This window comes from Halobacteriovorax sp. YZS-3-1 (genome assembly GCF_047084945.1).
In the GTDB taxonomy this organism is placed as follows: Bacteria; Bdellovibrionota; Bacteriovoracia; order Bacteriovoracales; family Bacteriovoracaceae; genus Halobacteriovorax_A; species Halobacteriovorax_A vibrionivorans.
The window spans coordinates 327,973-344,400 of sequence record NZ_JBKIYI010000001.1; the positions used below are offsets into that span (position 1 = coordinate 327,973).

A 16,428-nucleotide genomic window follows, 5' to 3' on the forward strand; every position below is an offset into this window, starting at 1 on the left:
GGTAATTTATGACTGAGAAGTATTCTAAAGAAGATCAAATCGATATTAACTTAATAAAGTTTTTGTGGTCGATTAATCCTCTTATTAAAAGCAATAAGGTAACCATCCCATATCTGCTAAGAGAAACTGTTATATTAAGAAATCTCGGTGAATTTGAATTATTTCAACTTTCAAAATACTTTCACAAAAGAACATATGAAAAAGGTGAGGTTATCTTCAAAGAAGGTGACTTTGGAATTGGTTTCTACATCATTGTCTCTGGTCGTGTTGAACTTTATACAGAGCGAAGTGGAAAGAAGTTTCATGTAACTAATCTTGAAAGAAGGGACTACCTGGGAGAGATTGGTCTACTTGAAGAAGGTCATAAGCGTTCTGTGTCTGCAGTTGCTTCAGAGCCACTTGAGATGCTGGGAATTTTTAAACCTGATCTCGAGCTAATGATTACAGAAAAGCCGGGACTCTCTTCTAAATTCCTCCAAGCAATGAGTGAGCTAGTTGTAAAGAAGTTACATATTCTTGCAAGAGAAATTAGAAAACTTAAGGTTGAGAACTCTGATTTAAATGATGAAGTAAATGCACTAAATGAAGAGAAAGAAAAAAATGACCAGTAATGATCGTCTAAGGGCCATAATTTTTGGATTATTTATCCTCTGTTGCATGGGCCTGTTTTTTCTATTTCCTAGAGTCGCAACGCCTCTTTTAATTTGCTACATTCTAACTCTGATTCTAAATCCAATATTATTATTTATTGAACGTTATCATATAAATCGAAACCTTTCCTCGGCCATCCTTGTTGTGATCTTTCTATTTGCTACAATTTATCCAGTGGTAAAGGTTACTCCAATAATGGTGAGTGAATTAAATAATTTAGAAGTTTATATTCCAAAAGTAGAATATTTCCTAAAAACAAGTTACTCATCTCTGCAGGCATTTGTTGAAGCAAGGTCTGGCTATCGTTTAAGTAATGAGTACCTTTTACAAACCTTGAACTTTGTAAAAGATGAGATCAGTGCTTTTGTATTGGTACTGCCAAAGTTTCTTGGTACGGCACTGGAATTGTTTTTTATTGTGCCTTTATTTCTCTTTTTCACATTAAGAGATATGAGAACATTCAGAGAGAAGGTCACAAGACTTTTACCTAATAAGTACTTTGAAAAGCTTTATCATCTCTCATTTCAATTTAATCGTCGTATTGGTGACTATATTCTGGCTAAGGTTATTGAGGCCAGTATTTTAGGGATCATAATTTTTGCGGGCCTATTCTTTATGGATATCCGTTTTTCTCTGATCTTTGGAATCCTTGCAGCGGTTACTAATATTATTCCTTATCTAGGCCCATTATTTGGCTCTGTTCCTGCATTAATCTTTATTGCAGCTGAATACGGAATGGGGACAGACTTTGGTGGAGTTTTAATTCTCTATCTTGTTGCCAATGCCATTGATATCGCAATTGTCTTTCCATTACTTGTTTCAAAAATCGTTAACCTCCACCCAGTTGTTGTTGTAGGTAGTGTTATTCTTGGCTCTCAAATGATTGGAATTACGGGAATGATTATTTCAATTCCATTAGCGGCCGCAATTAAGCTATTAATTGATCAAGTTCTTAAAGATGTTTACGAAGAAGGCTATTAGCTTTGACGGGTATTATTGTTAAGTGCTAGAATTTCCCTATATATAGGGGGCCAAGTGCTTAAGTATCTTACATTATTATTTTCTATTCTTGTTTTGACTTCCTGCGCAGTAAATCGACCAAAAGGTAGTACTGAGGCAGAGGTTTTATTTAAAGAGGCTTCAAGGCTTAAAGAATCAGAGCGTTATATTATGGCGCTTGAAAAATTAAATACAATTAAATCTCAATATCCATATAGTTACTATGCAACCTCTGCTGAGTTAATGCAGGCAGACATCCTATATTTACAGGAAAACTATGAGGAATCTGCTGCTGCATATCTTTTGTTTAAGGACTTTCATCCAAAACATCCAAGAATGGATTATGTAACTTTTAAGATTGCAGAAGCCTACTATAAACAGAAGCCATCAACATTTGATCGCGATCTTACTGCCGCTAAACAGGCCATTAAATATTTTAATGAGCTAAGAAGTTTATATCCAAATTCAAAGTATCTGAAAGATGCTAAGGATAAAATTGATGAATGTTATAAGATGCTAAAAAATAAAGAGCTCTACATTGCCAACTTCTATTATAAAACGGAAGACTTTCAATCAGCGGCTTTTCGCTATAAGAATTTATTGAATCGATTCAATGATGATAAAGTTAAAAAACTTGCCAGTGATCGTTTGGTAACAATTGGTTTAAAAAGTGCAAGGCCAGAGCTTTGTGAGTTAGTTTTTAAAAATTATCGCTATTTATATAAAGATGGTGATCTTTCTAACTTAAAAAGTGACGTAAAAGAGTGCTTAAGATAGGGGACGCCAATTATGATGAAGTCATTTGAACAAGAGAAATTATCTAAGAAGGCCAAGGTTGCTTTTGATAATCGTGAATTTAATAAAGCGATATCAATTTATAATGAACTCTTAGATATTGATCCAAAAGATGCTGATGCTCTTTTTTCAATTGCTAATATTTTTCATTTAACGGGTGAGATCTCTAAGGCCATTAAAGCTTTCAAAAAAGTTTTAGAAGTAAGGCCAGATCACACAGATGCAGCTGTTAGCTTATCGGTTCTCTATAATGATATTGGACAATATGAAGAAGCAAGTAAGATCTTTCAGGTTGCTTCACAAAAGGTTAAGGTTAACTCTAAGAGCTCTGAGCTTAATGATAATCATATTGATCGTAAGTTTGCGATTAAGCACTATGAGTTAGCTGATTTATATCTAACATATAATCGTTTTGATGAAGCTCTATTTGAATATGGAAAAGTATTAAAGCTTGATCCAGATAATTTAGAGGCCAGAGTAAAGATTGCAAAAGTCTATGCTAAGAAAGGCTTTGTTAATAAGTCATTTGAAGAACTTTCAAAACTTAAGAATGAAAGACCTGATTATCTTCCAGGTCGTATTGCTCTTGGTGTTCTACACTATGGTAAGGGTGATGTTTTAAATGCTACTTCTGAATGGGAAAAAGTTGTCTCTGTTGATCCTCTTAATAATGAAGCACAAATGTATTTAAACTTTGCTAAGAATGCGACAGAAACTACTTTATAAGAAATAAAAAAGAAATTTTAAAATAAAAAAGCACCATGTTCATGGTGCTTTTTTTATATATATAAATTTGGAAAATTTAAATTAAGCTTCTGCTGTACGTTCTGTATTTGTTGTTTCACTTTGCTCAACAACAGTTGGCTCATTTGAAACATTAACATTTGTACGAACAGAATCATCAGAATGAAAATTAACAATCGACTTCTTCAGGGCCGCATACATTTCAAATTTTACTTCTAGTTTATTATCTTGAAGTACAATCTGACGTGCTTTGTGAGTGTCGTTATTAATAATGATTGGTGCCTTTAAGTTAGCCGACATAAGCGTTACATCCGAAGGAATTGTTAGGATTGTATAAACGCTTGCGTTTGTTAGGTTCTCTAGCTTAAGGCTATTTAATTCAGCTGGTAATAGGCTGATAGAATAGTCTTCTTTAAAGATTTTTGGTTCAATGATTGGGAAAGCTGTTGCTCCATCATCTACTGATTGTAGCCAAAGAATAAGTGTTTGATCACCTGGATCAACAACAAAGAATTCTTTAAGGTTTTCAAACCCAAGAATACCTTCATCAAATTTGATGATATCTTTTTTATTAACTTCTAATTCCCCAAATCGTGTTGTGCTTACTTTCACTGTGTCGTTCCTCCGAATTCAAGTTTCAGAACTTGATAACAGATTTTAACAGTCGTAGGGGCAAAAGAGCAAGCGGAATTTATTTCTTGTTGCGCAGGGCGTCTGCGAGATCGTTAAGACTATCTGGTCCAGCCTGAGAAGCTTCATAATTTTGCTCTTGAATGGCCTTGTAGACCTCTTCTCGGTGAATTTTTGTTTCCTTCGGGGCCTTGATTCCAAGACGAACTTGTTTACCTTTAATTTGTACGACAACGATCTTAATATGATCGTCTATAGCAATACTTTCCCCTAGCTTCCTTGTTAAAACCAGCATTTCACATCCTCAATTTTGAACCTTCCTGATTCATCAGGTAGAGTTCATATATTATTCAAAACTTTAAAAATCAAGTAAAAAATCAACTAAATAAAAAAAAAGTAGCAGCAGCGTGTTATCGCAGAAAGTCTAAGAGGTTTCTATTTAAGAGCCCCTCGGATGTTTTATATGCTGTTTTTAAGATCTCTTGTTGACGCGTGATGTCTGAGAATAATTCAGTTACATCTGCATCGACGAGCTTACTCTTTCTTTCCATATTGCTAATATCGTTTGCTTCAATTGTGTTCACATTACTCATAACTGAACTTGAAACAGAACCAACTCTTGTTCTTAAAGTTACAAGACGTGTAATGGCCGTATCAAATTTTTCAAGTAAGTTTTGAATTTGCTTTGGATCATTATTTTCTAATGAAATGGCAAGGGAGTCGAGTAGTCCAAATATATTGGCCGTCTCAGTATATTTACCAGCATCTTCACCAACTGATGCGATGTCACGATTATTTGCTTCAACTGATTCAATTTCTCTATTCTTATTTCTATCTTTTCCTGCGGCCATTTCAGGAAACTTCTCAAGAGGATGTTTTACTTTAGAGTCTGACTCAGACTCGGCCATAAAAACTTCTTTCCCATGAAGATTAACCTGAACAAAGAAGTCTTTTCCAACTTCTAACGTTGTGTGACCTGTATCACCAAGATATTTACCATTTTCATCAAATGGAGCTTGCAGTGTCTTATATCCTGAAAAGATATAACGTTGACCAACTCGCTTATTGGCGATGGATAATGCAAGATTACGTAATTGGTGTACTTCGTTTGCAACATTTCGTCTTACATCGGCATTATAAATATCTGATGATTGAGCGATTGCAATTTCTTTTGCCTTATTAACAACATCAGTTAAGTTCTCTAATGCTTTTTCTGTAATATTTAATTGGAGTATTGCAAAGTCTGCATTTCTTTTAAATTGAGCATTATCATTTGTAACACTTGATATTTGTAATGCTTCAATATTTGCAGCTGGATTGTCTGATGGCTTACGCATGCTTTTAAGAGTTGTCCCCTTCATTTGAAGGTCTTCCATCTTAGACTTATGCTTATTAAGCGTATGCCTAATTGATAAAGTCGTTGAATTTTCAGACACTCTTGTCATTACTTATATTCCTAATTACTGCTTTATTGATAAAACAGTATCAAACATTTCATTTGCAGTTTGCATTACTTTAGCTGCTGCTTCGTAAGCGTGCTGATACTTGATCATATTTGCCGCTTCTTCATCAATTGAAACACCACTGATTCTTTCTCGAATAGAGTTTGCCTGTGCAAGTAAACCTTCCGATTGTTCAGCGTCTAGCTTTGCTTTTCCTGTTTCTAAACCGACATTTCCGACAGTTTTTAGGTAGTCCTCTTCAATCGTTGCTGTACCATCTCCCATAAGTCTTTCGTGTTGAAGCTTAGAGATAGCAATTGCGACACGGTTATCCCCGGGACTATTTGGAGAAAGGGCCGTTGCAATATTTGAAACGTCAGACTTAATGGCATCACTTAAATCAAGTCTAAGCGCCGCACCTTCAATCTGAGTTGGCTCCTTAAAGAAATTTAATCCAGTTGTCGGTCCTTTAGAATCAACTGTAACCGGATTTCCTTGGGCATCGGTTTGAATCTCTCGATTAACAAAACCTCTTCTGTGAATTGCATTAACATAATTCATAAATTCAAAAGCTGTTTGATCGAGTTTTTCTCTTAGTGCTTTAATATCGTGGTTTCTTACCTTGATGACTGCACCAAGTGATCCACCTTTAAATTTTTCAGTAATTTGTTGACCAGATCTTGAGGCCCAAAAAACTTCAACAGAACCATCTTGACCACTTGTTGAGTCTTCTTTTCCAAAGACGTATGTTCCAAGTGTTTGAGTTTGGGCCGCTGTTACAAGTGTCCCAACTCCTGGTGCTTGAACGTTATAATTTCCACGTTCATCTTCATAAGTATGGATCTTAACAATTTTAGATAATTCTTTAATTGCAAGATCTCGTTGATCTCGCATATCTCCGGTTTCGTCACCATTTGCTTCTAGTTCACGAATCTTACGATTTAGCTGACCAATTGTTTCAATATGCTGATTAGCATCTTTGATATTTAAAGAAATTTTGTCATCGATACTTCTCGAGATTTCGTCGAGAGTTTCAGCAATTCGACGAAAGTCTTTAACAATAAGTTGTGCCTTATCGCGAACAACAGATCGTACCGTTTCATTTTCTGGTTGATTTGCAAGATCTCTAAAGGAGTTGAAGAAGTTGTTTAAGATCTGATTCAGACCTTGATTATCGATTTCATTGAAGATGTCTTCGATACGACCCATTTGTTGGGATCTATTATCGTAATAAGACTTGTCAGTATTTGCGTCTCTTAATTTCTTTTCAACAAATTTATCATGGACACGATTAATATCTCTAATGCGAGTACCACTACCTGTTACAAGTCCATCCTTAATTAGTGGAGTATTTGCTTGTTGATGCACGCGTTGACGTGAATACCCTTCAGTATTCGCATTTGAAATATTGTGAGACGTAACTTCAAGAGCTTTCTTTGAAGCTGATAGTCCCGTATTCCCAATGTTTAAAAGGCGTGATGACAAATTTTCTCCGTGCTATGGATTGCGCCCAAGAGATCTCTCCTGAGTCATTCCTTTTGCATTATATGTAGATACAGTTTTTGTACCCATGGCACTTTCCCTGATCTCGCGAAGAGAGCTGAGTGCTTTATTAATAAATAATTGATTCTTCTTATTTTGCGCCTGAATCTTTTCAATAATATCAACGAGTAGAGCATTAAAACGATAGAGATGCTTTCCTTCTTTTTCCGCTTCAAACTTTGCAAAGAAGTCGAGTAGGTCATTGATAGAGTTTACTTCAAGCTCTTTGTAATCTTTTTTTATCGTTGCAAGAATATCATTGCGTAAGTACTCGTTCTTTTCTATTTCAGAAACGATTAATGCTTTTTGAGCAACTTTCTCTTCCAACTTTTCTAGGTCGCTTTCAAGTAACAATGCATACTCATCACATGTAAGGTCGAAAAGCTTATAGTGAAGCTCACATTGCGACTTCCAAATATCTGTAATTTGAAAATAATATTTTGCAAGTTGTGTTTTCATTAGACTCCAAATTCCTCACCGAGTATTTTGTCGGCCATTTTTTCATAGTCCATTTTATAAGTTCCACTTTGGATCTGTGCCTTAAGGGCAGCGATCTTGGCGCTATTATCCATTTCTGGTGCCGCATCGACGGCTTTTTTAATTTGTGCAAAGTCCTTTACAGCTTCTGGAATCGTTACCTTAGCATCACGACTTGTTTGGTTGTCGATATATGCCTTTTGAGCTGTTGAATTCCTTTTAATTGGAGATTGTTTCTGAACATCCTGAGCTCGCTCATTTTGAGTTCTTGAGTTTGGGAAGAAACTAGATCTCGTATTCTGTACACTACTCATACTTTACTCCAATTTGGTTTTTGCGCTTTATTGCGACTTCCTGTGAGGGTTGAGTTGGCCCTTCATCCATTTTAATATTGTGTTGTGCGTACTTATTCTTATTGTCCAAATAGTTTTGATAATTTTGAGAGTTCCTCATGTGTTTAGGATAAATCTCATTCAAAATTAATTTCTGTATTTGGCTATCCTCATTCACAAGTGCCTTGGCCCTTTCGCTTGTTAATAGTCCTTTGTAGAAATTTCCTGCTGTACCTTGAACGCCTGCGTTTAGGTTCTTTGTCATTTCTTTAACCATTAACTCGTTAAACTGTGCTTCTAGCCCTTGTGCTGCACTTTTGATCTCTTCGGGAATGTACTTTTCAGATTCTTCAGGACGAATAGAATTAGATGCATTATTCATTGCATTTCTATTTTGAATTTGAGGTCGATGAATTTTTACTTCATTCATATAACTCATCCTGAGTTTCTGGCCATTCAATCCTCGAAAAGCCCATTAACATTAATTATTTTAACATTTTTTTAAGGTTTTTTATACAGGGCCTTAAAAAATGGTAAAAAATGCTATTTGACATGCAAACTTAAATTAACTCAATTTCTCCAATTAGAGCACCATTTCGCTTAAGTGCTTGAAATATCGAAATAAGGTCTTCCGGTGTTGCACCAAGAGCATTTAAGCTCTTCACTAATTCATTAAGCGTTGTGGACTTATCCACAAATTTTATATTTTCAGGCGTGCCTTCTTTATCCTGGTTATTTACTTGGATATTTAGCCCACCGTGTGAGATCGCTACAGGTTTTACAGCGATATCTCCGCCGGCAACAATAGTACCAGTGCGTTCATTGATGATAATTTTTGCAATGCGATCAGTGTGAACTCGAAAATTCTCAATGATTGCTAGAAGCTGAACTATTTTTCTCTGATACTGAATAGGGATGATGATATCTACAGTATTTGAGTCTTTTGCTATTGCATATTTTCCACCAAGTTCTTGGTTGATTGTTTTTTCAATTCGAGCTGCTGTCGTAAAGTCTGGGTTTTTTAGAGCAAGACGTAATGACTTCTTTTTGTCGAAATTTAACTTCAGTTCACGCTCTACTGTGGCACCGTGTGGAATTAGGCCAGTTGTTGCAAACTTCTTTCCCTTGTCAAGGCCACCGATAGAGATCGGACCATTTGCTACAGCGTAAACATTTCCATCACCACCTTTTAGTGGAGTGATTAAAAGAGTCCCCCCAGCTAGTGATGAAGCATCTCCAATTGAAGAGATCGTTACATCTATTTTTTGACCGACACGGCTAAATGATGGCAATTGCGCTGTTACAATAACTGCTGCGACATTTTTTGAGCTGATTTCATTTTGTGGATTCAGTCCAAGCTTTTGAAACATACGCTTTAGTGATGTATTCGTAATTTCTCCACCACCATCTCCAGTTCCATTAAGACCGACGACAAGTCCGTACCCTACGATAGGGTTTTTACGAACACCCTTAACATCGACAAGGTCCTTTAATCGACTCATCTTTGCATCGACATGCGTTCCAAATGAAAGAAGAATTAATCCAAAAATTAGCTTTTTAAACATTTATTACCTCAATACTGTAACAGAGCTTTCTAAGAACTTTGTCGAATTTACAGTGTCATCTTCATTAATATCTTTACGAGAGATGAGTGCCTGTAGCTCAATTAAGTGTTTACGATTTTTAAATAATACATTTTTCTGACCACGTACTAATAGGTGATCACGACTGATTTCTTCTACAATAACCCCAGAGATCTTATCGTGAATCTTGCTGTCTGCGCTTTTGTCTTCATCATCGCCAGCACCTTCAGCGGCAGCTTGTTGTCCAGGCTGTTGTTCACCTTCTTTATTCGATGTTGCGCCAAGTTTAGGAATTGGTGGAAAAGCACGTTTTAATTCCATTGTAATTTCATTTTTTAAACGTGTTTGAACATTAACTAAAATAATGTCTCCATTTCTTTTCCATTTATTTTTTGTGAAAAGGTAATTCTCGTTACCGTCACCGGCCCAAAGGCTTCCATCATTTCTATTGTCATAAAAATTACTTGCAGTAACTCGAGGACTTACTGTTTTAGAATATTGTCTTTTAACCTGGGGTTGTACATTTGCTCGAGTCGTTGAAGTAAGACTTCTTCTGTCTTGTGGTGCATCTGCACTTCTTCTCGATCGGCGATATTGGTCAAATTTACTATCTGCATTTGCACGACGTTGTTGCTCAACTTGTCTTCTTTGTGGCCCATCAAGTTCTGTATACATTTTACTGATGTAGTTAGCACATGAAGTAGTCATCAATGAAAAAACTAATAATAAATACAATCTCATAATTCAACCTTTACTTCGTTGAGACCGACGACCTTTGCTGTATATACTTTGTTGGTTTTCACATTTTTAACTTTAATAAAGTCTTCTAGCTTACCAACAGATAATGGCGTACCTGTCCCTGATAATTTAATTCCGTTATTTATAAGTGTGACTTTAACTGGCACACCAAAAGATACTAAGTTTATTGGAGTGAGGTCTCTCTTTTTAATTACTTCACCTGGAGAGATCACTTTGTTTGATTTATAAAATGGAATCTCTTCGATATTCTTAAAAACAGCTTTTTCATCTGTTGTATAAATTGTTTTCTTCTTCACATTTTTTTTATCAATAGACTTGTAACTTAAGTTTATCTCATTAGTTGCAACAACAGCTTTTACAGGTTTTTTTACTTCTATATCTAACCATTTTATTTTGTTGTCATATGTGATTTTTACTTTATTTCTTCCGAGCTTTTTACATTGATTACATGCAAACTCTAATGAAGTTAGTCGATCTACAGAAATAGATTCGAGAGGTTTTCTTGAGTGGAATTCTACTTTCCAGTTATGAGGTATCGAAAATTGATTTTTTATACTGTCTTCAAGACTTACAAAAACCGTTTCTTTAGTCATTAATTGAATCTGATTTTGCGCTAGCTCACGACTATGATGAAGGTTTAAGTTTCCAGTCACTTCTTGAAGGATTTCATTTAAGATTTCAATCTGACTGCGGTTACAACCTTGTTGAGTGAATGTCACTCTTGCGTTGTTCACACGATATACTTTATCAGCAAATGATACTTTACAAGCACTTGTCATCGAGCTTGTTAATGAAGTGAATAAGAATGGAATAATTAATTTTTTAATCATCTTTTCGTATTAACCTTATTACCTTGTGATGTTATTAACTGTTTGTAGCATTTGGTCAGCAACACCCATTACTTTAGAGTTCATTTCATATGCTCTTTGTGCCTTGATTAGATCAGTCATCTCATTCATAAGACTAACATTTGCCATCTCTAGGGCACCTTGTTGTAGTGATCCTGTATTGTTTACGCCTGCAATTCCTTGGATCGGTTGTCCACTGGCCGTTGTTTGGCGATAAAGGTTATTTCCGTCAGAGTGTAGTCCCGGATTATTTACGAATGTAAAAACTGGAATTTGTCCTACGTTTTGTGGTTCAACTTGTCCTGTAAAGTAGGCTTCACATGTTCCGTCATTTCCAATGCTGACGCTTGCAACACCTGGAGGAAATGTTATTCCAGGAAATACTTGATAGCCTTCTTTTGTGACTAGTTGTCCTTGAGCATTTACATTAAAAGCACCATCTCTAGTAAAACGAAGTTCTCCATTTGGTTTAATAATGCCGAAAAAGCCATCTCCATTGATCATAAGATCAAATGGGTTATTTGTTACTTTAGGAGCACCAGCAGAAAATACTTTTCTTACTCCACTGATCTTAGAGCCAGAACCAACTTGTACACCAATAGTGTAGTTAGAATTAGCATCTGATCTCGATCCAGCTTCCTTGATTGTTTCATACATAAGCTCTTGAGATTCAGCTCTTTGTTTCTTATAGCCAATTGTATTTAGGTTTGCCACGTTGTTAGATATCGTATTAACGTGCATCTCTTGTGTGGCCATACCTGTTGCTGAAATATCGAGTGCCTTCATCATTCCAAAAGAGTAACGGGCCATGAATAGAAATGTAATAAATAGTATAAAGTTCTTCATATTACCTCAGAATTTAATCATCTCATTAACTGCTTTAGAGCTAATTGAATCATAAGTTTTAATTGCTTTTTGAATTGAATCGAAATGTCTGTGCGCCTTAATAAGGTCTGACATTTCAGATACAGCATTAACATTTGATTGTTCCACAAAGCCTTGATGGATTGATGTGTTTGTTTGTTCTTTTAGATTGCCCTCATTATTATTCACAAATAATGAGTTCCCTTCTTTCCTTAGGGCATGAATATCATTGAATTCAGCAATATTAAGTGCGCCAACTTGATTATTATTGGCATAAACTGCTCCATCTAATGCGATGGTAATATTCTTTGTCCCTGGTGGGATTGCAATTGGCTCATTATCATCACGGCCAATGACAGGATATCCTTCTTGTGTCGTTAGGATTCCATCTTGTCGTAATGAAAGAGTGCCTCTTCGTGTATAGCGAATACCTTTTGGAGTATCGATGGTTAGAAATCCCTTTCCTCGTAGTCCAATATCGAGTGGATTACTTGTAGGAGAGAGCGTCCCTTGCTTAAAGTTTGTATATGAGCCATCTACTTTTACCATTGCATGTTCTGCTCCATAACTACGGTAGAAGTCTTCTGGCGCCCATTCTTTATTAGGCAAGTCGATATCCTGCGTCCCTTTATCGAGGGCCGTTAGATACTCTTTGAATGCGAGTTGATCTTTTTTAAAGCCTGGTGTGTTGGCATTTGCAACATTATTGGCAATTGTATCAACTTTCTGTTGTTGTGCGATTGCACCGGATAGCGGTACCCATAATTCTTTCATCTGCCCTCCTGGCAAATTCTTCTTCTACTATATCAACCGAGGTGCCAAATTACCTACATAGGTAAAATTGACCCATGATGTAAGTGTCCATTATTACGCATTTTTATTTAAAGAATACGTAAAGTATGGGAATATTATGTCATTGAAGATCTATTAATGTTGAAAAAATGACACGGTGAAATATGGCCAAGAAGATTGATATTGAAAAAAACCTACAAAGATTAGAAGAACTAGTTCATGGGCTTGAGTCTGGTGAGTTAACTTTAGACGATAGCTTAAAGAACTTTGAAGAGGGAGTGAAACTATATACTGATAGTAAAGGCTACCTTGAAAAAGTTGAGAAAAAAGTTCTAGAACTCACAGATAAGCTGGAAGAAAAAGAGATTGAATAAGATAAATTTCATCTTAACATTTCTCGTCTTACTTTTATTAAGTAATACATGCCAAACAAAGGAGCGCGCAACTAGTGAGGATAGAGTTGTTACCATCTCCGTTGATACCGATGATCAGCAGGTTGTTCCAGATGTAGATGAGAAGTCATCTTATACGGAATATGGCCCAGGACAAGTTGCAAGTGAAAGCGTTGTTGAAGAGGTTGAAAGAATTCAGACTGCTGGAATTATTATCGGTCCAAATTCATCTTATAATACCGATGTGATGGACTACGTTTCTTGTTTACTAAAGAGTGATGTGAAAATTAATTTTGTAGCTGGCCTAGGGAAGTCTGCTGTTGTGGCCGCTCTCTTTTCCCAGACTAAGAAGCCTGAACTTGTTAAGTGGAAATTCTTCAGACTTAAAGATAAAGAGGATATTGATGATATGCTCGAAGAGCTTTCTCTTTCTAAGAAAGCGATTAAGCGCTCAACGGTGGCCCTCTATCTTGCAAAGCCGAAAGATAAAACAATTTCCTTTGATACTAAAGGTGATATCGATAGCAATATAAGAAATAATATTAAATTGAATAAATTAATTATGAACGGTGCTTATAAAGTCGATGTAACAAAGGGTTCACCTTTAATTGCAAATAAAGTTTTTTTCTTCTCATATGATAAAAAGTTATCGGTTTCTAAAAATCATATAAATGGTAAAATGGTTCAAATCAATATGCCAAAGCAAAATTACAGCTTAGTTAAGAAGTGTGAAATAATAAAAGAGAATTTATGAAATATTTTAAACGATTAGTCGTCTTAATGTCCTTTCTAGTTTTGATTGGAGGACTCGCTTGCTTTTCTGTCTTAGTGTACTTTTCATTTACACTGCCAAAAATCAGTAGCCTTGCAGATTATAATCCACCAATTAAATCAAAGATATTATCTAAGGATGGTGTGATACTTTATAATATAGGGAAACAAAACCGAGAGTTAGTTGAGTTTGATGATATCCCGCCAAGAGTTGTTGATGCTTTTTTATCAGCAGAGGACTCAAACTTCTACGAACACGAAGGTGTTGATTATGTCGGTGTTCTTCGTGCATTTGTTGCCAATATCAAGGCTGGACGTGTTGTTCAAGGTGGTTCAACGATTACTCAGCAGGTCGCAAAATCTCTTCTTCTAACTTCAGAAAGATCAATAACTCGTAAGATAAAAGACTTTCTTTTGGCACAAAAAATTGAGAAACGTTTTAATAAGAAAGAGATTCTCTATTTATATCTTAATCAAGTGTATCTAGGTGGAGGATATTATGGAATTAAATCTGCTTTTGAAGGTTACTTTAATAAGGAATTAAGTGAGGCCACAGTCGCAGAGTCCGCTCTTATTGCTGGACTTTTAGTTGCTCCTGGAAAGTATTCTCCTTATCGAAATCCTCAACATGCAAAAACAAGACAAGCCTATGTTCTAGGTAGAATGTTTGCTAATAAGAAAATTACAAAAGAAGAATATCAAGAAGCATTACAAGAAAAGATTAAATATCAACTACGTAAGAATAGTCCTTTTTTAGCTGGCTATTTTACTGATTGGGTACGTCGTCAAGCAATTGATATCGTTGGCGAGGAAAACTTCTTAACTAATGGGTTTACTGTTCAAACGACTCTTAATTACGAACTTCAAAAAACTGCCGAAGAGAGTATTTTAGAAGGGGCGAAAGAAATTGATAAGAGACAAGGATATAAAGGTCCTGTTGGTCATATCGATCTTGAAAAGCTAGATGAATATATCGAAAAGTTTAGAAAGGACCTTTATAAAGATAAGTCTAATTACTTTACTCTGACTGAAGATAATGAAAGAGAATATGAAATTCAAATGCAAGAAGATGAGTTAGAGGTTCTTAAAGAGTTTACACAGGAACAGATGTCTAAACTATATTCTTCGCGTTTCTACACTGGTTATAATAGTGAAGACCAACTTCTTAAATACTTAGAAAAAGACAAGCTTTATAAAGCTGTCGTTCTTCGTCTTGATAGCCGTATGAGAAATATAATTATTTCTGTCGGTGGGATAACTGGCGTAATACCTTATCATCATTATCGTTGGGCACACGAAAGAGCGATTACTGATAATGTTAAATATTGGGGTTATGTTAAAAATCCAAATACGATCCTTAAAAAGGGTGACGTTATCCAAGTTCGCATCACTGACTTTAGTACTAAGCTAGAGAATACAATTTATAAAACTTATCGTGATGATTTTAGGCGCATGAAGGATTATAAGCACCTAAAGGATCAAAATTATTTGATGTGTGCTCTAGAACAGGAGCCTGAGGTTCAAGCAGCACTGATGAGTTTAAATCCATTCACTGGTGAAGTTGTTTCAATGGTCGGAGGTGTAGACTTTGACAAGAGTGAGTTTAATCGTGCCTTACAATCAAAGCGTCAGCCAGGTTCTGCATTTAAGCCTCTTCTCTTTGCAGCCGCTTTAGAAAATGGTTACCTTCCTAATACAATCATTCTCGACACACCGGAGGCCCTTGGTGGTGCTAATCAAGAGTTAAATTGGAAGCCGAGAAATTATGATGGTAAGTTTAAAGGGCCTATGACCTTAAGGGAAGCTCTTGAACATAGTCGTAATATACCAACAATTAAGCTGGCCCTTGATTTAGGGATGGATAAAATCTTTAACTTCTTAGATCGTATTGATTTTCATGCTGATATGCCAAATGATCTTTCAATATCTTTAGGATCATTTGGAGTAACACTACTTGAAATGATTCGAGCATATTCAATCTTTCCAAATGGTGGAAAGAAGGTTCTACCAAAGTCGATTATTTCAATTACAGATCGAAATGGTAAGGAGTACTTCTTTCAAGATGATTTTGCGACTCAATCAAAACTTGAACTTGAAAAGTTAGCAAGAGAGTCAAAGGATGAAAATCGTCCAGAAAATGTTCGTGAAAAAAATGAAAATGGAAAAGAGCATAATGAATTTGAAAAAGAAGCTGTTAATCCATATCTATTAAATTTAAATGAAGAACAAGTCTATGACCCACGTCTGGCTTACATTATGACGAATCTCTTAAAGGGTGTCGTGCATTACGGAACTGGACGACGAGCACTTAGTACAAGTCAATTCATAGGTGGTAAGACTGGAACCACAAGTAGTTATGTGGATGCATGGTTTCTTGGTTTCTCTCAAAATATTGTAACTGGTGTTTGGACAGGGATGGATGACAATCGATCTATGGGTTGGCCAGAGACGGGAACAAAAGCTTCTCTTCCTATTTGGAATGAATACATGAAGCGCTCAATTCAAATCTATGGTGAGCGTGATTTCCAAATGCCTCCTGGAATCGTAAATGTTTCTATTGATAAGAAAACTGGTGAGCTTGCAACTGGATCAGGGCCTAAGTTTTTGGAAAGTTTTGTTGAGGGAACAGAGCCAGGTTCAAATTCAAAGAATAACTACTTTAAAAAAGAGGAAAATAGTCAGGAATCTGGAGCGATCCTAGAAGATGACGATTTCTTTAACAATTAATTAAAATTTGTCGTAAATATTCCGCTATTTTATCCGAGAAGACATAGTAAGAGCGCATAAAGCGCATCTTCTCGGAGCCT

General features: G+C 35.9%; 19 protein-coding genes. 7 read left to right on the plus strand and 12 right to left on the minus strand.

Going from position 1 to position 16,428, the window contains the following annotated elements; genetic code table 11:
* Window positions 1–8 precede the first annotated feature (8 nt).
* The 4 genes from ACMAZI_RS01620 to ACMAZI_RS01635 are packed head-to-tail and all read left to right on the plus strand — an operon-like array spanning window position 9 to window position 3,171.
* The gene (locus tag ACMAZI_RS01620; RefSeq protein WP_114705921.1) at window positions 9–611 is read left to right on the plus strand and encodes a cyclic nucleotide-binding domain-containing protein; all 603 of its coding nucleotides are present in this window, start codon (window positions 9–11) and stop codon (window positions 609–611) included.
* On the plus strand, window positions 583–1,632 hold the full coding sequence (locus tag ACMAZI_RS01625; protein WP_114705920.1) for an AI-2E family transporter: 1,050 nt from the start codon (window positions 583–585) through the stop codon (window positions 1,630–1,632). The genes ACMAZI_RS01620 and ACMAZI_RS01625 overlap by 29 nt, the downstream gene beginning before the upstream one ends.
* Before the next feature lie 54 nt (window positions 1,633–1,686).
* Window positions 1,687–2,427, plus strand: a complete 741-nt coding sequence (locus ACMAZI_RS01630; protein WP_412473906.1) for an outer membrane protein assembly factor BamD — start codon at window positions 1,687–1,689, stop codon at window positions 2,425–2,427.
* 12 nt (window positions 2,428–2,439) lie between these two features.
* Window positions 2,440–3,171, plus strand: coding sequence for a tetratricopeptide repeat protein (locus ACMAZI_RS01635; protein ID WP_412473905.1), 732 nt, complete (start codon window positions 2,440–2,442; stop codon window positions 3,169–3,171).
* Between the two features lie 81 nt (window positions 3,172–3,252).
* Here ACMAZI_RS01635 and fliW read toward each other — a convergent pair whose 3' ends face one another.
* The 12 genes from fliW to flgF form a co-directional block, all read right to left on the minus strand.
* Window positions 3,253–3,801: a flagellar assembly protein FliW gene (gene fliW / locus ACMAZI_RS01640; protein WP_158536778.1), complete on the minus strand. Its 549-nt coding sequence runs from the start codon at window positions 3,799–3,801 to the stop codon at window positions 3,253–3,255.
* 79 nt (window positions 3,802–3,880) lie between these two features.
* Window positions 3,881–4,114 (minus strand): carbon storage regulator CsrA, encoded by a 234-nt coding sequence (csrA, locus tag ACMAZI_RS01645; protein WP_114705916.1) that lies wholly within the window; start codon window positions 4,112–4,114, stop codon window positions 3,881–3,883.
* A 115-nt stretch (window positions 4,115–4,229) separates the two neighbouring features.
* Window positions 4,230–5,264, minus strand: coding sequence for a flagellar hook-associated protein FlgL (flgL, locus tag ACMAZI_RS01650; protein ID WP_114705915.1), 1,035 nt, complete (start codon window positions 5,262–5,264; stop codon window positions 4,230–4,232).
* 15 nt (window positions 5,265–5,279) lie between these two features.
* Complete coding sequence (flgK, locus tag ACMAZI_RS01655; protein WP_114705914.1) at window positions 5,280–6,746, minus strand: flagellar hook-associated protein FlgK; 1,467 nt, start codon at window positions 6,744–6,746, stop codon at window positions 5,280–5,282.
* Between the two features lie 12 nt (window positions 6,747–6,758).
* A complete protein-coding gene (gene flgN, locus ACMAZI_RS01660) occupies window positions 6,759–7,262 on the minus strand; it encodes a flagellar export chaperone FlgN (RefSeq protein WP_114705913.1) in 504 nt (167 codons plus the stop codon).
* The gene (gene flgM, locus ACMAZI_RS01665; RefSeq protein WP_412473904.1) at window positions 7,262–7,594 is read right to left on the minus strand and encodes a flagellar biosynthesis anti-sigma factor FlgM; all 333 of its coding nucleotides are present in this window, start codon (window positions 7,592–7,594) and stop codon (window positions 7,262–7,264) included. Before flgM ends, flgN begins: the two co-directional genes overlap by 1 nt.
* Window positions 7,587–8,042 (minus strand): hypothetical protein, encoded by a 456-nt coding sequence (locus ACMAZI_RS01670; RefSeq protein ID WP_114705911.1) that lies wholly within the window; start codon window positions 8,040–8,042, stop codon window positions 7,587–7,589. The genes flgM and ACMAZI_RS01670 overlap by 8 nt, the downstream gene beginning before the upstream one ends.
* A gap of 130 nt (window positions 8,043–8,172) precedes the next feature.
* A complete protein-coding gene (locus tag ACMAZI_RS01675) occupies window positions 8,173–9,177 on the minus strand; it encodes a flagellar basal body P-ring protein FlgI (protein WP_412473903.1) in 1,005 nt (334 codons plus the stop codon).
* 3 nt (window positions 9,178–9,180) lie between these two features.
* Entirely contained in the window at window positions 9,181–9,870 is a 690-nt protein-coding gene (locus tag ACMAZI_RS01680) for a flagellar basal body L-ring protein FlgH (protein ID WP_412475104.1), read from the minus strand.
* Window positions 9,871–9,932: 62 nt separating this feature from the next.
* A complete protein-coding gene (flgA, locus tag ACMAZI_RS01685) occupies window positions 9,933–10,784 on the minus strand; it encodes a flagellar basal body P-ring formation chaperone FlgA (protein ID WP_412473901.1) in 852 nt (283 codons plus the stop codon).
* Between the two features lie 18 nt (window positions 10,785–10,802).
* A complete protein-coding gene (flgG, locus tag ACMAZI_RS01690; RefSeq protein ID WP_233500235.1) occupies window positions 10,803–11,648 on the minus strand; it encodes a flagellar basal-body rod protein FlgG in 846 nt (281 codons plus the stop codon).
* Between the two features lie 6 nt (window positions 11,649–11,654).
* Window positions 11,655–12,440: a flagellar basal-body rod protein FlgF gene (gene flgF, locus ACMAZI_RS01695; RefSeq protein WP_114705907.1), complete on the minus strand. Its 786-nt coding sequence runs from the start codon at window positions 12,438–12,440 to the stop codon at window positions 11,655–11,657.
* 182 nt (window positions 12,441–12,622) lie between these two features.
* On the opposite strand from flgF, the gene xseB reads away from it, so the two are divergent.
* Genes xseB through ACMAZI_RS01710 form a run of 3 tightly spaced genes read left to right on the plus strand, consistent with a single transcriptional unit; the run spans window position 12,623 to window position 16,348 of the window.
* A complete protein-coding gene (xseB, locus tag ACMAZI_RS01700; protein WP_162929716.1) occupies window positions 12,623–12,832 on the plus strand; it encodes an exodeoxyribonuclease VII small subunit in 210 nt (69 codons plus the stop codon).
* The gene (locus ACMAZI_RS01705; RefSeq protein WP_334677869.1) at window positions 12,825–13,604 is read left to right on the plus strand and encodes a hypothetical protein; all 780 of its coding nucleotides are present in this window, start codon (window positions 12,825–12,827) and stop codon (window positions 13,602–13,604) included. Before xseB ends, ACMAZI_RS01705 begins: the two co-directional genes overlap by 8 nt.
* A complete protein-coding gene (locus ACMAZI_RS01710; protein WP_412473900.1) occupies window positions 13,601–16,348 on the plus strand; it encodes a penicillin-binding protein 1A in 2,748 nt (915 codons plus the stop codon). The genes ACMAZI_RS01705 and ACMAZI_RS01710 overlap by 4 nt, the downstream gene beginning before the upstream one ends.
* The last annotated feature ends 80 nt before the right edge of the window (window positions 16,349–16,428 follow it).